The 14,375-nt window shown below is 73.7% G+C and carries 15 protein-coding genes; 5 read left to right on the top strand and 10 right to left on the bottom strand.

Going from position 1 to position 14,375, the window contains the following annotated elements; translation table 11 throughout:
• Positions 1-48: 48 nt before the first annotated feature.
• Both ACWGDE_RS25985 and ACWGDE_RS25980 read right to left on the bottom strand, forming a co-directional pair.
• Positions 49-963, bottom strand: coding sequence for a sirohydrochlorin chelatase (locus ACWGDE_RS25985; protein WP_453391441.1), 915 nt, complete (start codon positions 961-963; stop codon positions 49-51).
• Positions 964-1,105: 142 nt separating this feature from the next.
• Positions 1,106-1,792: a uracil-DNA glycosylase gene (locus ACWGDE_RS25980; protein WP_453391440.1), complete on the bottom strand. Its 687-nt coding sequence runs from the start codon at positions 1,790-1,792 to the stop codon at positions 1,106-1,108.
• 177 nt (positions 1,793-1,969) lie between these two features.
• On the opposite strand from ACWGDE_RS25980, the gene ACWGDE_RS25975 reads away from it, so the two are divergent.
• Positions 1,970-3,586, top strand: coding sequence for a YfbK domain-containing protein (locus ACWGDE_RS25975; protein ID WP_453391439.1), 1,617 nt, complete (start codon positions 1,970-1,972; stop codon positions 3,584-3,586).
• Between the two features lie 34 nt (positions 3,587-3,620).
• Here ACWGDE_RS25975 and ACWGDE_RS25970 read toward each other — a convergent pair whose 3' ends face one another.
• Positions 3,621-4,727: a WD40/YVTN/BNR-like repeat-containing protein gene (locus ACWGDE_RS25970; RefSeq protein WP_453391438.1), complete on the bottom strand. Its 1,107-nt coding sequence runs from the start codon at positions 4,725-4,727 to the stop codon at positions 3,621-3,623.
• 203 nt (positions 4,728-4,930) lie between these two features.
• Here ACWGDE_RS25970 and ACWGDE_RS25965 point away from each other — a divergent pair, with 203 nt between their 5' ends.
• Both ACWGDE_RS25965 and ACWGDE_RS25960 read left to right on the top strand, forming a co-directional pair.
• Positions 4,931-6,031 carry an NADH:flavin oxidoreductase/NADH oxidase gene (locus tag ACWGDE_RS25965; protein ID WP_453391437.1) on the top strand — a complete coding sequence of 367 codons (1,101 nt, stop codon included), beginning with the start codon at positions 4,931-4,933 and terminating at the stop codon, positions 6,029-6,031.
• 114 nt (positions 6,032-6,145) lie between these two features.
• Positions 6,146-6,493 carry an ArsR/SmtB family transcription factor gene (locus ACWGDE_RS25960; protein ID WP_453391436.1) on the top strand — a complete coding sequence of 116 codons (348 nt, stop codon included), beginning with the start codon at positions 6,146-6,148 and terminating at the stop codon, positions 6,491-6,493.
• A 70-nt stretch (positions 6,494-6,563) separates the two neighbouring features.
• Here ACWGDE_RS25960 and ACWGDE_RS25955 read toward each other — a convergent pair whose 3' ends face one another.
• Positions 6,564-7,919, bottom strand: coding sequence for an FAD-dependent oxidoreductase (locus ACWGDE_RS25955; protein WP_453391435.1), 1,356 nt, complete (start codon positions 7,917-7,919; stop codon positions 6,564-6,566).
• 52 nt (positions 7,920-7,971) lie between these two features.
• Complete coding sequence (locus tag ACWGDE_RS25950) at positions 7,972-8,625, bottom strand: DUF305 domain-containing protein (RefSeq protein WP_453391434.1); 654 nt, start codon at positions 8,623-8,625, stop codon at positions 7,972-7,974.
• A gap of 85 nt (positions 8,626-8,710) precedes the next feature.
• Here ACWGDE_RS25950 and ACWGDE_RS25945 point away from each other — a divergent pair, with 85 nt between their 5' ends.
• Positions 8,711-10,201, top strand: a complete 1,491-nt coding sequence (locus ACWGDE_RS25945) for an LVIVD repeat-containing protein (protein WP_453391433.1) — start codon at positions 8,711-8,713, stop codon at positions 10,199-10,201.
• On the opposite strand, the gene ACWGDE_RS25940 is transcribed toward ACWGDE_RS25945, so the two are convergent.
• The 4 genes from ACWGDE_RS25940 to ACWGDE_RS25925 form a co-directional block, all read right to left on the bottom strand.
• Positions 10,192-10,827, bottom strand: coding sequence for a TetR/AcrR family transcriptional regulator (locus ACWGDE_RS25940; RefSeq protein ID WP_453391432.1), 636 nt, complete (start codon positions 10,825-10,827; stop codon positions 10,192-10,194). The two genes, ACWGDE_RS25945 and ACWGDE_RS25940, sit on opposite strands and share 10 nt — an antisense overlap.
• A gap of 37 nt (positions 10,828-10,864) precedes the next feature.
• On the bottom strand, positions 10,865-11,575 hold the full coding sequence (locus ACWGDE_RS25935) for a phosphatase PAP2 family protein (protein ID WP_453391431.1): 711 nt from the start codon (positions 11,573-11,575) through the stop codon (positions 10,865-10,867).
• An 80-nt stretch (positions 11,576-11,655) separates the two neighbouring features.
• Positions 11,656-12,594 carry a M56 family metallopeptidase gene (locus tag ACWGDE_RS25930; RefSeq protein WP_453391430.1) on the bottom strand — a complete coding sequence of 313 codons (939 nt, stop codon included), beginning with the start codon at positions 12,592-12,594 and terminating at the stop codon, positions 11,656-11,658.
• A gap of 100 nt (positions 12,595-12,694) precedes the next feature.
• Positions 12,695-13,222: a DUF5134 domain-containing protein gene (locus tag ACWGDE_RS25925; protein ID WP_453391429.1), complete on the bottom strand. Its 528-nt coding sequence runs from the start codon at positions 13,220-13,222 to the stop codon at positions 12,695-12,697.
• Positions 13,223-13,393: 171 nt separating this feature from the next.
• Between ACWGDE_RS25925 and ACWGDE_RS25920 the strand changes: the two genes are divergently transcribed.
• Positions 13,394-13,933: a GNAT family N-acetyltransferase gene (locus tag ACWGDE_RS25920; RefSeq protein ID WP_453391428.1), complete on the top strand. Its 540-nt coding sequence runs from the start codon at positions 13,394-13,396 to the stop codon at positions 13,931-13,933.
• Positions 13,934-14,000: 67 nt separating this feature from the next.
• Here ACWGDE_RS25920 and ACWGDE_RS25915 read toward each other — a convergent pair.
• Positions 14,001-14,375, bottom strand: a 375-nt coding sequence (locus ACWGDE_RS25915) for a glycerophosphodiester phosphodiesterase (protein WP_453391427.1), incomplete at its 5' end; no start/stop codon positions are given.

Here is a 14,375-nt window from a genome sequence, read left to right as displayed (position 1 = left end):
GAGAAGTCCGGGGCGCGGGCCGATGCGTACGGCATGAGCGGGAGGGGGTCAGTGGGAGGCGGCGCCCTGCGGGATGCCGAGGGCAGCGGAGTACTGCGTGACGGCCAGCTTGCCGAGCGCCGGGTACGCGCCGAGCACCTCGGCGGTGGCGCAGTCGGCCTCCTTGCACGCGGTGTCCAGCAGCCCCTCGGCGGCCTCCGGGCCGATCAGATACGGGGCCAGGGCGAGCTGGGCCGAGCCCTCGCGGCGCAGCTGGTCGGCCGTCGCGGCCACCGAGCCCTCCTCGTCCAGCGCGGCCGCCATCACGGGCACCGCGAGGCGGGCGGCCAGCAGCATGCCGGTGATCCCGGCCGCCTTCACGGCCTCCTCGCCACCGGTGGTGACCAGGATGATGCCGTCGGCGGCCGTGGTCACCGAGAAGAGCCGGGCCCGGTCGGCGCGGGACAGGCCCGCCTCGGACAGGCGCACGTGCAGCCCCTCGGCGAGCAGCGGGTGCGGACCGAGTACGTCGGCCAGCTCGGCCGCGGCCGAGGAGTCCATCAGGGCCTGGCGCATGCGGCGCAGCAGATCCCCGTCGGGGCCGGCCAGCAGGGGCACGACCACGGCGTCGGGGCCGGTCGGCGCGGGCACCTCGTGCCCGGCGGCGCGGGCGAACTCCGCGCGCGCGGCACGGTCCTGCGCGACGGCGGTCAGCACGCCCGACAGGGAGGGGAACTCGGTGGCGTCGTCACCGTCGAGGAAGCCGACGCGGGCGTCCAGGCCGGGCAGCTCGGACCGGCCGATGCTGATGATCTCTTCCGCGAGCCCCAGCGAGGAGGCCGAAGGGGCACCGGGCACGGCGAGCACCAGCGCGGGCGCGCCCTCGGGCGCCACCGCGGGCTCGGGCCGGCGGTGCCGTCCGGTCTGGCGGGGTCGCGGCATTCGTACGGGCAGGCCATTTGCGGGCCCAGTGGGGGAGCTCATGGCGCCGCATGCTACTGGCTTATCGGAACCGGGTGTTCGGGCAGGGCCTTCTCGGGCGGCATCTGTCCGTATTTATGCAAGGAATGTCGTATACGCTTCAACGGTTCCGTCACCCACGTGAACCGTACCGTCACCCGCACGGTCAACCGGCGGTGGGCAGCCGCCAGTCCACGGGCTGCGCGCCCTGGCGGACCAGCAGGTCGTTGGTCCTGCTGAACGGCCTGGAGCCGAAGAACCCGTTGTCCGCGGACATCGGGGAGGGGTGCACCGACTCCACGGCCGGCAGATCGCCCAGCAGGGGCCTCAGATTGCGGGCCTCGCGCCCCCACAGCACCGACACCAGCGGCTTCCCGCGCGCCGCGAGCGCGCGGATGGCCTGCTCGGTCACGGCCTCCCAGCCCTTGCCGCGGTGGGCGTTGGGCTTGCGCGGGGCGGTGGTGAGCGAGCGGTTGAGCAGCAGGACGCCCTGCCGGGTCCACGGGGTCAGGTCCCCGTTGAGGGGGCGGCCCGTCCCGAGGTCGGCGTGCAGTTCGCGGAAGATGTTGTCGAGGCTCGGGGGCCACGGGCTGACTTCGGGCGCCACGGAGAAGGAGAGGCCGATCGCGTGCCCCGGCGTGGGGTACGGGTCCTGCCCGACGATCAGCACCTTCACCTCGTCGAAGGGCTGCTGGAACGCGCGCAGCACGTTGGCTCCCGCCGGGACGTACGTTCTGCCCGCCGCGATCTCCGCGCGCAGGAAGTCGCCCATCGCGGCGATCTGCGTCGCCACCGGCTCCAGAGCGCGGGCCCAGCCCGGCTCGACGATCTCGTTCAACGGTCGTGCTGCCACGGGCGATCACTCTACTGGCCCAGTCGGCCGGCCGTTACCGGCGTCCCCCCTTCCGGCGGGCCCGGCGCGCACCCGCCGGCCGTTGTCGGTTCGATACCTGTTCGCAACGGCTTCGAATGCTCCAACTTCCGCTCCCGTACGTCCCATTCAAAACCGATGACGTTCGAGGGAGACCGTATGAAGCTCCATGAGGACCGCACGTCCGCTGCGCCTCGCAGCGCCGGGACCGCCCGCACGGGTCCCCGGACCCGCAGGAGAACGTACGGCGGGCTGATCGCCGCGCTGGCCGCCGGCGGCGTCCTGCTGACCGGGTGCGGAGGCCCGGGCGTCAGCGACAACGCGTCCGCCGACCGCGGGGCGAAGGGCACCGAAGCCCGGCCGCGGCCCGCCGCCTCCTCCTTCGAGGGAGGAGGGCCGGAGGGGGAGAGCGACGGGCGGCGCGCCGCACCGCCCGCCGACTACCTCTCCACCTTCGCGCTCGACGTGGACACCGCCAGCTACGGGTACGCCCGCCGCACCCTCGCCGACGGCAACCTGCCCGACCCCGCCACCGTGCGCCCCGAGGAGTTCATCAACAGCTTCCGGCAGGACTACCGGGAGCCCGCGGGCGACGGATTCTCGGTCACCGTCGACGGAGCCCGCACCTCCGACCCGAACTGGGCACTGGTCCGCGTCGGACTCGCCACCCGCTCCGCGAACGGCGGGGCGGACGGCGAGGGCGGGGAGCGGCGCCCGCCCGCGGCGCTCACCTTCGTCGTGGACGTCTCCGGCTCCATGGCCGAGCCCGGCCGCCTCGACCTGGTCCGCACCTCCATGAATCTGATGACGGACCAACTGCGCGAGGACGACTCGGTGGCCGTCGTCACCTTCAGCGGCAAGGCCCGGACCCGGCTGCCCATGACCCGCGTCGAAGGCCACCGCGACGAGATCCACCGGGTCGTCGACGGACTGACCACCGCCGACTCCACCAACGTGGAGGCCGGCGTCACCCTCGGCTACGACCTCGCGGTCAAGTCGGTCCGGCCCGGCGCCACCAACCGCGTCGTCCTGCTCTCCGACGCCCTCGCCAACACCGGCGCCACCTCCGCCGACACCATCCTCAGGCGGATCTCCGAGGCCCGGACCGAGTACGGGATCACGCTGTTCGGCGTGGGCGTGGGCAGCGAGTACAACGACGCCTTCATGGAGCGGCTCGCCGACCGGGGGGACGGGCACACCACCTACGTCTCCGACGTCGAGGGTGCCCGCAAGGTCTTCTGCGAGGACCTCCCGGCTCAGGTGCAGCTGCGGGCCCGCGACGCCAAGGCGCAGGTCTCCTTCGACCCGCAGAGCGTCGAGCGCTTCCGGCTGATCGGCTACGACAACCGCCGCGTCGCCGACGACGCGTTCCGCGACAACACCGTGGACGGCGGTGAGGTCGGCCCCGGCCACACCGTGACCGCCCTGTACGCGGTACGGCTGCGCCCCGGCGCCGCCGGGCACCTGGCGACGGCGACGGTGCGCTGGCTGGACCCGCGCACCAGGGTGGCGCACGAGGAGTCCGGCCGGGTGGAGGCGGCGGCGCTGTGGGGCGACGTGTGGGGTTCGCCGCCCGCGCGCTTCCAGGTGACCGCGGTGGCCGCCTACTTCGCCTCCGCGCTGCGCGAACGGGACGGCGGCTGGGAGCGGGTGCCGGGCGCCGTCCCGCTGGGCAGCCTGGCCGGGCACGCGGAGCGGCTGGCCGGACGCACCGAGGACTCGGACGTACGGCAGCTGGCGCAGGCGGTACGCCAGGCCGGGCGCCTCACCGGCTGACCCCGGGGGCCCTGCCTGCCCCCCCGGGGCGGGCCTACCCGTTCGCCGCGGCCCCGTTCAGCACGGCGGCCCGTACGCACAGGACGTCGGGGAGGTGCTCGGCCAGCAGCTCCCAGCTGTCCCCGTCGTCCCGGCTGGCGTACAGCTCGCCGTTGCGGTTGCCGAAGTAGATCCCGGCCGGGTCCGCGTCGTCCGTGCAGAGCGCGTCCCGCAGGACCGTGCCGTAGTGGTCGCCGGACGGGAGCCCCTTCGTCAGGGGCTCCCAGCTGGTGCCCGCGTCCCGGGTGCGGAAGACCCGGCAGCGGTGCTCCGCCGGGACCCGGTCGGAGTCGGCGTTGAGCGGGAAGACGTAGGCGGTGTCGGGGCGGTGCGGGTGGGCGGCCACCGCGAAGCCGAAGTCCGAGGGCAGGCCGGCGCCGATGTCCGTCCACCGCCCGCCGGCGTCGTCGCTGCGGTAGACGCCCCAGTGGTTCTGCAGGTAGAGCCGGTCCGTGTTCCCCGCGTCCTGGGCGATCTTGTGCACGCACTGCCCGAACTCGGGATCCGGATCGGGCAGGAACACCGCGGAGACCCCGCTGTTGGACGGGGTCCAGCTCGCCCCGCCGTCCTTGGTCCGGAACACCCCGGCCGTGGAGACCGCGACGGTGACCAGGTCCGGGTCGCGGGGGTCGGTGACCACGGTGTGCAGGCCCTCGCCGCCGCCGCCCGGCACCCACTTGTCCCGGGTCGGGTGCTCCCACAGCGGCCGGACCAGCTCGAAGGACTCCCCGCCGTCGGCCGAGCGGAACAGGGCGGCCGGCTCGGTCCCCGCGTAGACCACGCCCGGGGCCTCGGGGCCGGCCGGGTGCAGCTGCCAGACCCGCTCCAGGGAGGCGCCCGTGTCGAGGGGGAACTTCACGGCGGGCGCGGCGGGTTCGCGCCAGGTCGCGCCCAGGTCGTCGGAGCTGAAGACGGAGGGCCCCCAGTGCGAGCTGTCCCCGCCGACCAGGAGCCGGGGCACGGGGCCGCGCCGGTCGATGGCGACGGCGGACACCGCCTGGGCGTTGAAATGGGGCTCGCCGAACTCCCATGTGCCGCCCGAGCTCCGGCGGCCGATGAAGAGTCCCTTGCGGGTCCCGGCGAGCAGTACCACGTCGGTCATGGCCGACACCTCCGGACGTCGTTGTCCTGCATGGCAGCTTTTCCGTCAGTCTGCACCCGGCCACTGACAGCGGCCGGTCGGCACGCGCACGGCGGATCCTGTTGTACGGGGGATCTCGTACTACGAGAGATTTCGTAGTACGGTGATTCTCGTACTTAGCCGCCGGTCCCCGGCGCGCGTCCGGTCACCTCTGGAGAGCCCTCATGAGTGCTGCCCCCGCTGCCTTCGCCGCCCTGTTCCAGCCCTGGACCATCCGCTCGGTCACCGTTCCGAACCGCGTGTGGATGGCCGCGATGTGCCAGTACAGCGCCGAGGCCGTCGGCCCGGACGCGGGAGTGGCCGGCGACTGGCACTTCGCGCACTACGCGGCGCGCGCCACCGGCGGCACCGGCCTGATCATCCAGGAGGCCACGGCCGTCGCCCCGGAGGGGCGGATCTCCCCGTACGACCTCGGCATCTGGAACGACACCCAGGTCGAGGCGCTGCGCCGGATCACCGGCTTCGTCAAGGCCCGGGGCGCGGTCCCCGGCATCCAGCTCGCCCACGCGGGCCGCAAGGCCTCCACCGACCGCACCTGGAAGGGCGGCCGCCCCGTCGGCCCCGACGCCCACGGCTGGCAGCCCAGCGCCCCGAGCCCCGTCGCCTTCGCCGAGGGCCACCCCGTCCCGCACGAGCTGACGGTCCGGGAGATCCGGGACGTCGTCGAGCAGTTCGCGGCCGCCGCCCGGCGCTCGCTCGCCGCCGGCTACCAGGTCGTCGAGATCCACGGCGCCCACGGATACCTGATCGGCCAGTTCCTCTCCCCGCACAGCAACAAGCGCACGGACGAGTACGGCGGCTCCTTCGAGAACCGCACCCGCCTCGCCCTCGAAGTCGTCGACGCCGTGCGCGCCGCCTGGCCCGAGGAACTCCCGCTGTTCTTCCGGATCTCCGCCACCGACTGGCTGGAGGAGGACGGCTGGAGCGCCGACGAGACCGTCCGGCTGGCCGCGCTGCTCCAGGAGCACGGCGTGGACCTGCTCGACGTCTCCACCGGGGGCCTCGCTCCCGGCGTGACGATCCCGGTCGGCCCCGGCTACCAGGTGCCCTTCGCGGCCCGGGTCAAGGCCGAGACCACCCTCCCGGTCGCCGCCGTGGGTCTGATCACCGAGCCCGAGCAGGCCGAGAAGATCCTCGCCAACGGCGAGGCCGACGCCGTCCTGCTGGGCCGGGAGCTGCTGCGCGACCCGTTCTGGGCCCGCCGCGCGGCCGCCGAGCTCGGCGCGGAGATCCGTACGCCCGACCAGTACCACCGCTCCTGGTGAACCCGTGCGGCGCGGGGACCCCGCGCCGCACCCCCACCCGGTCGGCCCGGTTCCTACGACGGTTCTCGTACGATGGAGCCGACCCCGGAGCACCCGAGCGAGTGGAGTACGGACATGACGGAACGTGAAGCGGCCCGTGTCCTCGCCCACCCCGAGGCCTCCGAGATCCGGCTCGAAGGCGTCCTGCACGCCCTCTCGGACCCGGTCCGGCTGTCCATCGTCCGCGACCTCGCGGCCACGGAAGCCGAGCTGGCCTGCTCCTACTTCGAGCTCCCGGTCACCAAGTCCACGACCACGCACCACTTCCGGGTCCTGCGCGAGAGCGGCGTCGTGCGCCAGTGCTACCGGGGCACGGCCAAGCTGAACGGACTGCGCCGCGCCGAGCTGGCGGAGCTGTTCCCCGGGCTCCTCGACAGCGTCCTCACGGCGGCCGCCGCCGAGGAGAAGCGGCTCGCCGGCTGACCGGGCGGTGTCGCCGCGGCGGTTCTCCGCCGGCCCGGTCCGGCCGCCCTGTTCCGGCGCCCGGGCCCGCTCAGCCCGCCGGGTCGGCCGCCGCCAGCAGGCCCGCCCAGTCCGGGATCTTGACGGAGCGGCGCCCCAGGGAGCGTCCGAGCTCCGCCTCCGCCGTCTCGATCGCCAGCCACCCCGGCCACTCGACCGGCCGCAGCCCCGCCGCCCGCAGCGCGTCCAGCGGGTCCCCGTCCCGGTCGCGGCGGGCCAGCGCCCCCGCGTCCTGGAGCAGGGAGGACGCCGTCTCCTTCGCGCAGGGCCGGTTGGTGCCGATCACCCCGGTCGGGCCGCGCTTGATCCAGCCCGCCACGTACTCGCCGACCGAGGCCCGGCCCTCCCGGAGCACCCGGCCCGCCGCGTGCGGGACCGTACCCCTGCGCTCGTCGAAGGGCAGACCGGGCAGCGGGACGCCCTGGTACCCCACCGAGCGCAGCACCAACTGCGCCGGGACGTCCTCGTGGACGCCGGTCCCGGTGACCCCGCCCCGGCCGTCGGGGGCCGTCCGCTCGAACCGCATGCCGGTGACCCGGCCGTCCGGTCCGCCGAGCACCTCCACGGGACGCAGGAAGAACCGCAGCGCGATCCGCCGCTCCCCGCCGCCGGCCGCAGCGCCCGCCCAGCCGCGCAGCACCTCCACGTTGCGCCGGTTCACCGCGGGCAGGGCCGCGCCGGGATCCGCGTACGCCGGGTCCAGGGCGAGCTCCGCCGGGTCCGCGGTCGCGTCCACACCCGGGAGCGTGCCGAGCTCGCGCAGTTCCTTGGTGGTGAACTTCCCCTGCGAGGGCCCGCGCCGGGCCACCATGTGGACCTCGCGGACCCCGCTGGCACCGAGCGCCCCGAGGGCCGCCTGCGGCATGTCGGTGGGGGAGAGCTCGGGTACGCCCCGGGCCAGGATCCGCGTCACGTCCACCGCGACGTTCCCCGCCCCGACCACGATCGCCGAATCCACCCCGGACAGGCCGAAGGCCTCGGCCGCGGCGTCCGGATGCCCGCTGTACCAGGACACGAAGGCCGTCGCGGAGTGCACGCCGGCGAGGTCCTCGCCCGGGATGCCGAGCAGCCGGTCCCGGGCCGCGCCCACGCAGTAGACCACCGCGTGGTACAGCTCCAGGAGCCGGGCGGTGGACAGCTCGGGGCCGCCGACCTCCACGTTCCCGAGGAAGCGGATCCGCTCGTCCTCCAGGACGGTCCGCAGGCTGCCCTGCAGCGATTTGATCTTCTCGTGGTCGGGGGCCACCCCGTACCGCACCAGCCCGTACGGAGCCGGCAACCGGTCGAGCACGTCGACCCGCACCCCGGGGACCTCACGCTGCTGTACGAGTGTCTGCGCGGCGTAGACCCCGCTCGGGCCCGATCCGACGACGGCGATACGAAGCACGGCGGAGCTCCTCCCGCAGGTGTTCCCAGCATGACACCGGGTGTCCGGGGCGTCAGCCCATCGAGCGCATACGGTGGATCTCGGCGGTCTGGGTGGCCACCACCTCGGTGGCCATCTCCTCGACGGCGACGTTGTTGCCCGAGGCCAGCGCCTCGCCGGCCATCTTCAGCGCGCCCTCGTGGTGAGCGGTCATCAAAGTGAGGAAGAGCCGGTCGAAGTCGGCCCCCGTGGCGCGGGTCAGCTCGTCGATCTGCTGCTCGGTGGCCATGCCGGGCATCGCCGCGTGGTCGTGGCCGCCCGCCTCCGCGGAGGGCGCCGGGTAGCGGGCCGTCCACCTCTCCATCGCGCCGATCTCGGGCTGCTGCGCGGCCGTGATCCGCTCGGCGAGCCGCTTGATCCCGTCGGCAGAGGCGCGGGACGGGGCGAGGGCGCTCATGGCCAGGGCCTGCCGGTGGTGTTCGGTCATGCGGCGGACGTACGAGCGGTCGGCCGCGTTGGGACTGTCGTCGGGCAGCTCCTTGGCCGCCTGCTCCGGGGAGATCGTGCGCGCCTTCTCGCCGGGCTTGCCCGGGGCAATGACCACCGCTTTGCCCTCCGCCGTCCCGTCCGCCCCGCCGCCGTCCGAGCAGCCGGTGAGCGGGAGCAGGAGTCCGACGGCCAGGGCCGCTCCGACGATTCGCCCGAGTAACACTTTCGCCATGTCCATGCAAAGGACCATACTGCCGGGGTCCGCGTTCCGTTCCCACCACGGGCGGAACCGACCGGACTCATGGGAGGGCACAGTGACCTCGATGCAGACCAGCAGAGCGCGGCGCGGATCCCTGGGGGTGGCCGCAGCAGCGGCCGGCCTACTCGCCACGCTCCTGGCGGCCGGACCCGCGGCCGCCACCCCCGACCCGGGGGACTTACTCCCGGGCGCGGGCGCGCGACAGGACCCGGGCGCCGCCGCCACCGCGGACGGTGCGGGCCGGGAACTCGGGCCCGGAGAGATCCCGGGCCAGGACGAGATCGTTCACAGCAAGAACATCAGGCACCTGGCGAACATACCCAGCACCGACCCCGCCGGAATCAATTCCGACCTGGCTTTCCAGGGCAAGTACGCCTACGCGGGCAGCTACAGCGGCTTCACGATCTACGACATCGGCAACCCGAAGGCGCCGAAGAAGGTCACCGAAGTGCTCTGCCCCGGCGGGCAGAACGACATCTCGGTCCAAGGCGACCTGCTCTTCCTCTCCACCGACTCCTCGCGCAGCGACGACTCCTGCAACAGCGTCTCGCAGCCCGCCACGGAGAAGTCCTCGTGGGAGGGCATCAAGATCTTCGACATCAAGGACAAGAAGAACCCCAAGTACATCAAGTCCGTGGAGACGGCCTGCGGTTCCCACACCCACACGCTGGTGCCGGGCGGCCGTGACATCTACCTCTACGTCTCCTCGTACTCCCCGAACGACGCGTTCCCCGACTGCAAGCCGCCGCACGACGGCATCTCGATCGTGAAGGTCCCGAAGAAGAACCCGACCCAGGCCGCGGTCGTCGCGTTCCCGGTCCTCTTCCCGGACGGCGGCAACCCGGGCGCGCCCACCAACCCGGGCGTCTCCAAGACCACGGGCTGCCACGACATCACCGTGCTGCCCTCCAAGGACCTCGCCGCCGGCGCCTGCATGGGCGACGGCATCCTCTTCGACATCAGCAAGCCCGAGGAACCGCGCGTCATCGACCGGGTGCAGGACAACGTGAACTTCGCGTTCTGGCACTCGGCCACCTTCAACGAGCGTGCGAACAAGGTGGTGTTCACCGACGAGCTGGGCGGCGGTGTCGGCGCCACCTGCAACGAGGCCACCGGCCCCAACCGGGGCGCCGACGGCATCTACGACATCACCGGCCGCGGTGACCAGCGCAAGCTCGTCTTCAAGAGCTACTTCAAGATCCCGCGCCACCAGGCCGACACCGAGAACTGCGTGGCCCACAACGGCTCGCTGATCCCGGTCGGCGGCGGCCGCGACATCATGGTCCAGGCCTGGTACCAGGGCGGCGTCTCCGTCTGGGACTTCACCGACTCCACCAGTCCCAAGGAGATCGGCTACTTCGAGCGGGGCCCGCTGACCACCGACAAGCTCGGCCTCGGCGGTTCCTGGTCCGCGTACTACTACAACGGGCACATCTACTCGAACGACATAGCCAAGGGCTTCGACGTGCTGAGGCTCGACGACTGGCGCACCGACAGCGCCAAGTGGGTGTGGATGGACCGGCTCAACGTGCAGAGCCAGCCCGACTACCGCTGACGCGGCGAGGGAAACGTTCCGCCGGGCGGTCCGCCGTCCGGCGGGACTCCCAGCTCCCAGTCCAGCCCGTACCGCTGGAACAGCTCCGCCCTCAGCCGCGCCGCCGGCATCGGCGCGCCCGGCAGCAGCACCGCCACCACCGCGCCCATCAACAGGGCCCGCAGCAGCGGATAGTCGGTGTCCACGTCCGCCGAGCCGTACCGCTCGACGGTGTCCCGCAGGAGCTCCGCGAGCCGCTGCTGCTCCACGCACTGGACGAAGCCCTCCGCCTGCAGGATGCCCGCCATGTGGGTCCGCATCAGCCGCGGCTGGTCCCGGGCCAGCCCGAGGATCGCGTCGATGGCGCGCGCCAGGCGCTCCCGGCCGTCCTGCGTCCGGGGCTCCCGCTCGAGCGCCGCCTCCAGGGTCAGGTGCATCAGCCGGTGCACGGCCGACTGCAGCAGCTGCCGCTTGCCGGGGAAGTAGTACGAGACCAGGCCGCGGGCGGCGCCCGCCCGGTCGGCGATGTCGCCGAGCTTGGTCGCCTCGTAGCCCCGCTCGGCCACGAGTTCGACCGTGGCTTGCAGCAGCCGCTCCCGGGAACGCCTGCGCAATTCTTCATTGACCGATGCGCTGCGCGGGGACATGCTTGCTCCTGCGTTGACTGGCTTGGAGCCAGTATACTCAGCGCGCTGGACCGTCTGTTCGGGGCGACACGGGGGATCGCCCCGAACAGACACCCTCCGGAGCCGCGGCCAGCACGAGAGCCGCCCCCAGCAGCCAGCCCGCCAGAACGTCCGAGAACCAGTGGACGCCCAGGTACAGCCGGGTGAAGCCGACCCCGAGGACCGAGATCACGGCCAGTGGCACGGCGAGCGCACGGGCGGCGCGCGCGAGGCGGTTCGAGCCCCCGCGCGGGAGCACCCACAACAGCAGCCCGCAGACCACGGTCGCCGTCATCGCGTGACCGGACGGATAGGCGGCGTACTGCGCCGAGTCAACGGGATCCGGCCACACCGGACGCTCCCGCCCCACCCCCGCCTTCACGCCCTGCTGGATCGCCGAGGCGGCAAGGGTGACCAAGGCGACCCGCAGCGCGCACCGGCCCTCGCCCCCGCGCCACAGCCACAGGCAGGCCGCCGCGGCCAGGGCCCGCATGGTCCACGGATCCCAGAACCAGTCGGTGAGCACCCGCATCGCATGGGTGACCCCGGGATGGGAGACGGCGTGGGCGTGCAGGCTCCGCGCGATCGCGTCGTCGACGGAGACGAGCGGCTGCCACCCGGTCACCACCAGGACGGTCAGAACGGCGAAGGCGAGGGTGAAGGCGAGGGCGGCGGCGAGCAGCGCGCGGCCGCGTCTGGTCCGCCGGGGCCGCAGCCGTTCGCTCCGCATCCGGTGATCCTCGCATCCGGAGCCACCCGTTCCCACCGCCCGCCGCGCGGGCTCGACCGGCGAGATCCGGAAGAGACGGCCTAGGCCAGTGCGCTCAGCCCCGGGCCGAAGGCCACCAGGAGCGGGATCGCCGGAGCCAGGGTCGCCAGGGCGGTGAGCCGCATCCGGTGGCCCGCCGGGAGGCGGGGCGCGGCCGACAGGAGCCGCCGGACCCGCTGCGGGACGTGCGCCTGCGTGGACGGGCAGGGGCCGAAGACCCCGCGGTCCTCGTTCAGCCCGACCAGGGCCAGGGCGATGGTGAGCCGCCCGTACCGGCGCGAGGCCACGTCGTCGGCGGCCAGCTCCACCAGCCGGTGCATCTCCGCCTCGAACGCGGCGAACACCGGGACCTGCGGGAACCCGCCGGACAGCGCCCGCGAGCAGTGCAGCAGCCAGTCGTGCCGGGCCGCCGCGTGTCCCTGCTCGTGCGCCAGGACGGCGTCCAGCTGGCTCCCCTTGAGCCGGTTCAGGGCCGCCGTCGTGACCACCAGCTGCGGGGTCGGCCCGGGCAGCCACCAGCTGTCGGGACGCTCCCCCTCCAGTACGACGAGCCGTGCCCCGGCGGGCTCCTCGCCGGGCAGCAGAGGGGCCCGCATCAGCAGCTCGGCGTCCTGCGCGCGCCGCCGGGCACGGGCCCGCACGACCTCCCGGGCCAGCATCGCGCCCGTCCACAGCCCGCCGCCCGCCAGGACGAGGGCGGTGCCGGTGGCCCAGGGGCCGCCCGCCGCGCCGAGCCCGTACGCGTCGACCACCCCGTGCGGGGCGGGGGCGAACAGCCGGCCCCGTACCGCCTGCCAGGCGCCGGCCGCGCTGAGCAGCATCGACAGCGCGAAGCACAGCAGCACCGCGCCCACGACGCACTGCCAGGCCCACAGGGCCACGACGGGTTCGCGCTCGGGCCAGTCGGCCCGGGCCAGCAGGCGGGGTGCGAGCACCGCGGTCAGTGCGCCGAGCAGCAGGAGAACGGCGGGGACCATCATGAGGTCAGCGTATGAGGGCGCGGCTACCCGCGGGTGTGGTCCGGGACAAGGGTGACGGAGCACACGTCCGCCCCGCCCGCCGCCCGGCCCGCGCGCGGCCTCACATCGTGAGCAGCATCGCCAACATGCCCATTCCCATGGTCAGTCGGCAGCCCCGGACCACCTCCGCCGGTCCGGCCGGGACGCTCGGTCCGGCCGGGCCGCCCACCGTGACCAGCCGGGCCCCGCCCAGCACCACGTACCCGGCGTAGTAGACGAGCAGCGCCCCGGTCAGCAGCGGCAGCCCGGCTCCCCCGCCGTGCGCGTGGCCCTGGCCGCTCCCCGGCGCCAGCGCCATGTAGACCATGGTCAGCGAGCCCACCAGGTGGTGCGCGTGGTGCGGTCCGGTGCGCAGCAGCCACACCGCGTGCAGCGTCGCGCCGCAGAAGACCGCGCCGAGCACCGGTGCCCGCCATCCGGCGCCGTCCCCCAGCGGGACCGCCATCAGCGCCATGCCGAACCCCATCGCCGCCTCCCCGGCGGCCGCGGACCCGCCGCCGGATCTGCCCGCCCGCCACAGGCAGTAGGCGCCGCTCACCGCGCAGAGCAGGACGAGCAGCCACGCGGAGACGGAGGTGGAGAGGGACATGGCGGGACCGTGCACGGCGGAACCTCCCGGTTCGTCGGCTTCACCGGAAGAGATGCCCTCGTTGTGCGGGCCACACGCCGACCGAGGTTAGGCTCTGTGCGCGGGTGCCCGGCAGCTCGAACAGCCACCCCGCCGCCGTCCGGATCCCACCCCCGCAGAACGGAGCCCTCGATGCAGAGCGCCGACCCCCAGGCCCTGACCTTCCGCAGCGCTGTGGAGGCGGACATTCCGGCGCTGGTGGAGCTCGTCGAATCGGCGTACCGCGGCGATTCGAGCCGTGCGGGCTGGACCACCGAGGCGGACTTCCTGGACGGGCAGCGCACCGACGCCGAGGACGTGGCCCGGATCGTCGCCCACCCGGACGGGATGCTGCTCGTGGTGGAGCGCGGCGGGCAGATCGTGTCCTGCTGCCACCTCGAACATCGCGGAGACCACGTCTACTTCGGGATGTTCGCGGTCCGCCCCGGACTGCAGGGCGGCGGTCTCGGCAAGGAGGTCATGGCCGAGGCCGAGCGCCGCGCCCGCGAGCAGTGGGCGGCCAAGGAGATGAGGATGACCGTGGTCAACGTACGGGAGGAGCTCATCGCCTACTACGTGCGCCGCGGGTACGAGCGCACCGGCGAGATGAGCCCCTTCCCGTACGGCGACGAGCGCTTCGGCGTCCCGCTCCGCGACGACCTGGCCTTCGAGCTGCTGGTCAAGTCGCTCTAGGCGGTGGCCGCGGCCGTGGCGGCGGCGGTGGGCCGTCCGCGGCCGGTGGCCGCGGACGGCCCGGGCCTCAGGCGGTGAAGCGGCCCGTGGAGCGGATCTCCGGGAAGTCGGTGAGCACGCCGTCGAGTTCGAGGGCCCGCGCGAGGCGCAGCCGCTCCAGCGTGTTGACCGTCCAGCCCGTCACGCGCAGGCCGGCCTCGTGCGCCGCCTCCACGGTGTGCAGGGTGAGGTGCTGGATGTTCAGGGCGATCGTTTCCGCGCCGGCGGCCGCGGCCCGCTCCACGGCGGCCCCGGCGTCCGCCGTGCCCTGGTTCACGTAGAGCACGGTGCGTACGCCCGGCACCCGGCGGGCCGCCTCGACGAGCACCTCGTCGTCGAAGGAGGCCACCTCCACCCGGCCGGTCAGGTCGCGGCGCAGCAGCAGCTCCGCGAACGGCCCGAC

This window comes from Streptomyces sp. NPDC054956, assembly GCF_053609185.1.
The sequence above is the reverse complement of the archived record's forward strand: the minus strand, read 5'-3'. Positions and strand labels throughout refer to the sequence as shown.

Bases quoted from the DNA above. Each gene is read 5' to 3' on its own strand.
- ACWGDE_RS25985 (WP_453391441.1), bottom strand. From the start codon at position 963: ATGAGCTCCCCCACTGGGCCCGCAAATGGCCTGCCCGTACGAATGCCG.
- ACWGDE_RS25975 (WP_453391439.1), top strand. From the start codon at position 1,970: ATGAAGCTCCATGAGGACCGCACGTCCGCTGCGCCTCGCAGCGCCGGG.
- ACWGDE_RS25970 (WP_453391438.1), bottom strand. From the start codon at position 4,727: ATGACCGACGTGGTACTGCTCGCCGGGACCCGCAAGGGACTCTTCATC.
- ACWGDE_RS25965 (WP_453391437.1), top strand. From the start codon at position 4,931: ATGAGTGCTGCCCCCGCTGCCTTCGCCGCCCTGTTCCAGCCCTGGACC.
- ACWGDE_RS25960 (WP_453391436.1), top strand. From the start codon at position 6,146: ATGACGGAACGTGAAGCGGCCCGTGTCCTCGCCCACCCCGAGGCCTCC.
- ACWGDE_RS25950 (WP_453391434.1), bottom strand. From the start codon at position 8,625: ATGGACATGGCGAAAGTGTTACTCGGGCGAATCGTCGGAGCGGCCCTG.
- ACWGDE_RS25945 (WP_453391433.1), top strand. From the start codon at position 8,711: ATGCAGACCAGCAGAGCGCGGCGCGGATCCCTGGGGGTGGCCGCAGCA.
- ACWGDE_RS25940 (WP_453391432.1), bottom strand. From the start codon at position 10,827: ATGTCCCCGCGCAGCGCATCGGTCAATGAAGAATTGCGCAGGCGTTCC.
- ACWGDE_RS25935 (WP_453391431.1), bottom strand. From the start codon at position 11,575: ATGCGGAGCGAACGGCTGCGGCCCCGGCGGACCAGACGCGGCCGCGCG.
- ACWGDE_RS25930 (WP_453391430.1), bottom strand. From the start codon at position 12,594: ATGATGGTCCCCGCCGTTCTCCTGCTGCTCGGCGCACTGACCGCGGTG.
- ACWGDE_RS25925 (WP_453391429.1), bottom strand. From the start codon at position 13,222: ATGTCCCTCTCCACCTCCGTCTCCGCGTGGCTGCTCGTCCTGCTCTGC.
- ACWGDE_RS25920 (WP_453391428.1), top strand. From the start codon at position 13,394: ATGCAGAGCGCCGACCCCCAGGCCCTGACCTTCCGCAGCGCTGTGGAG.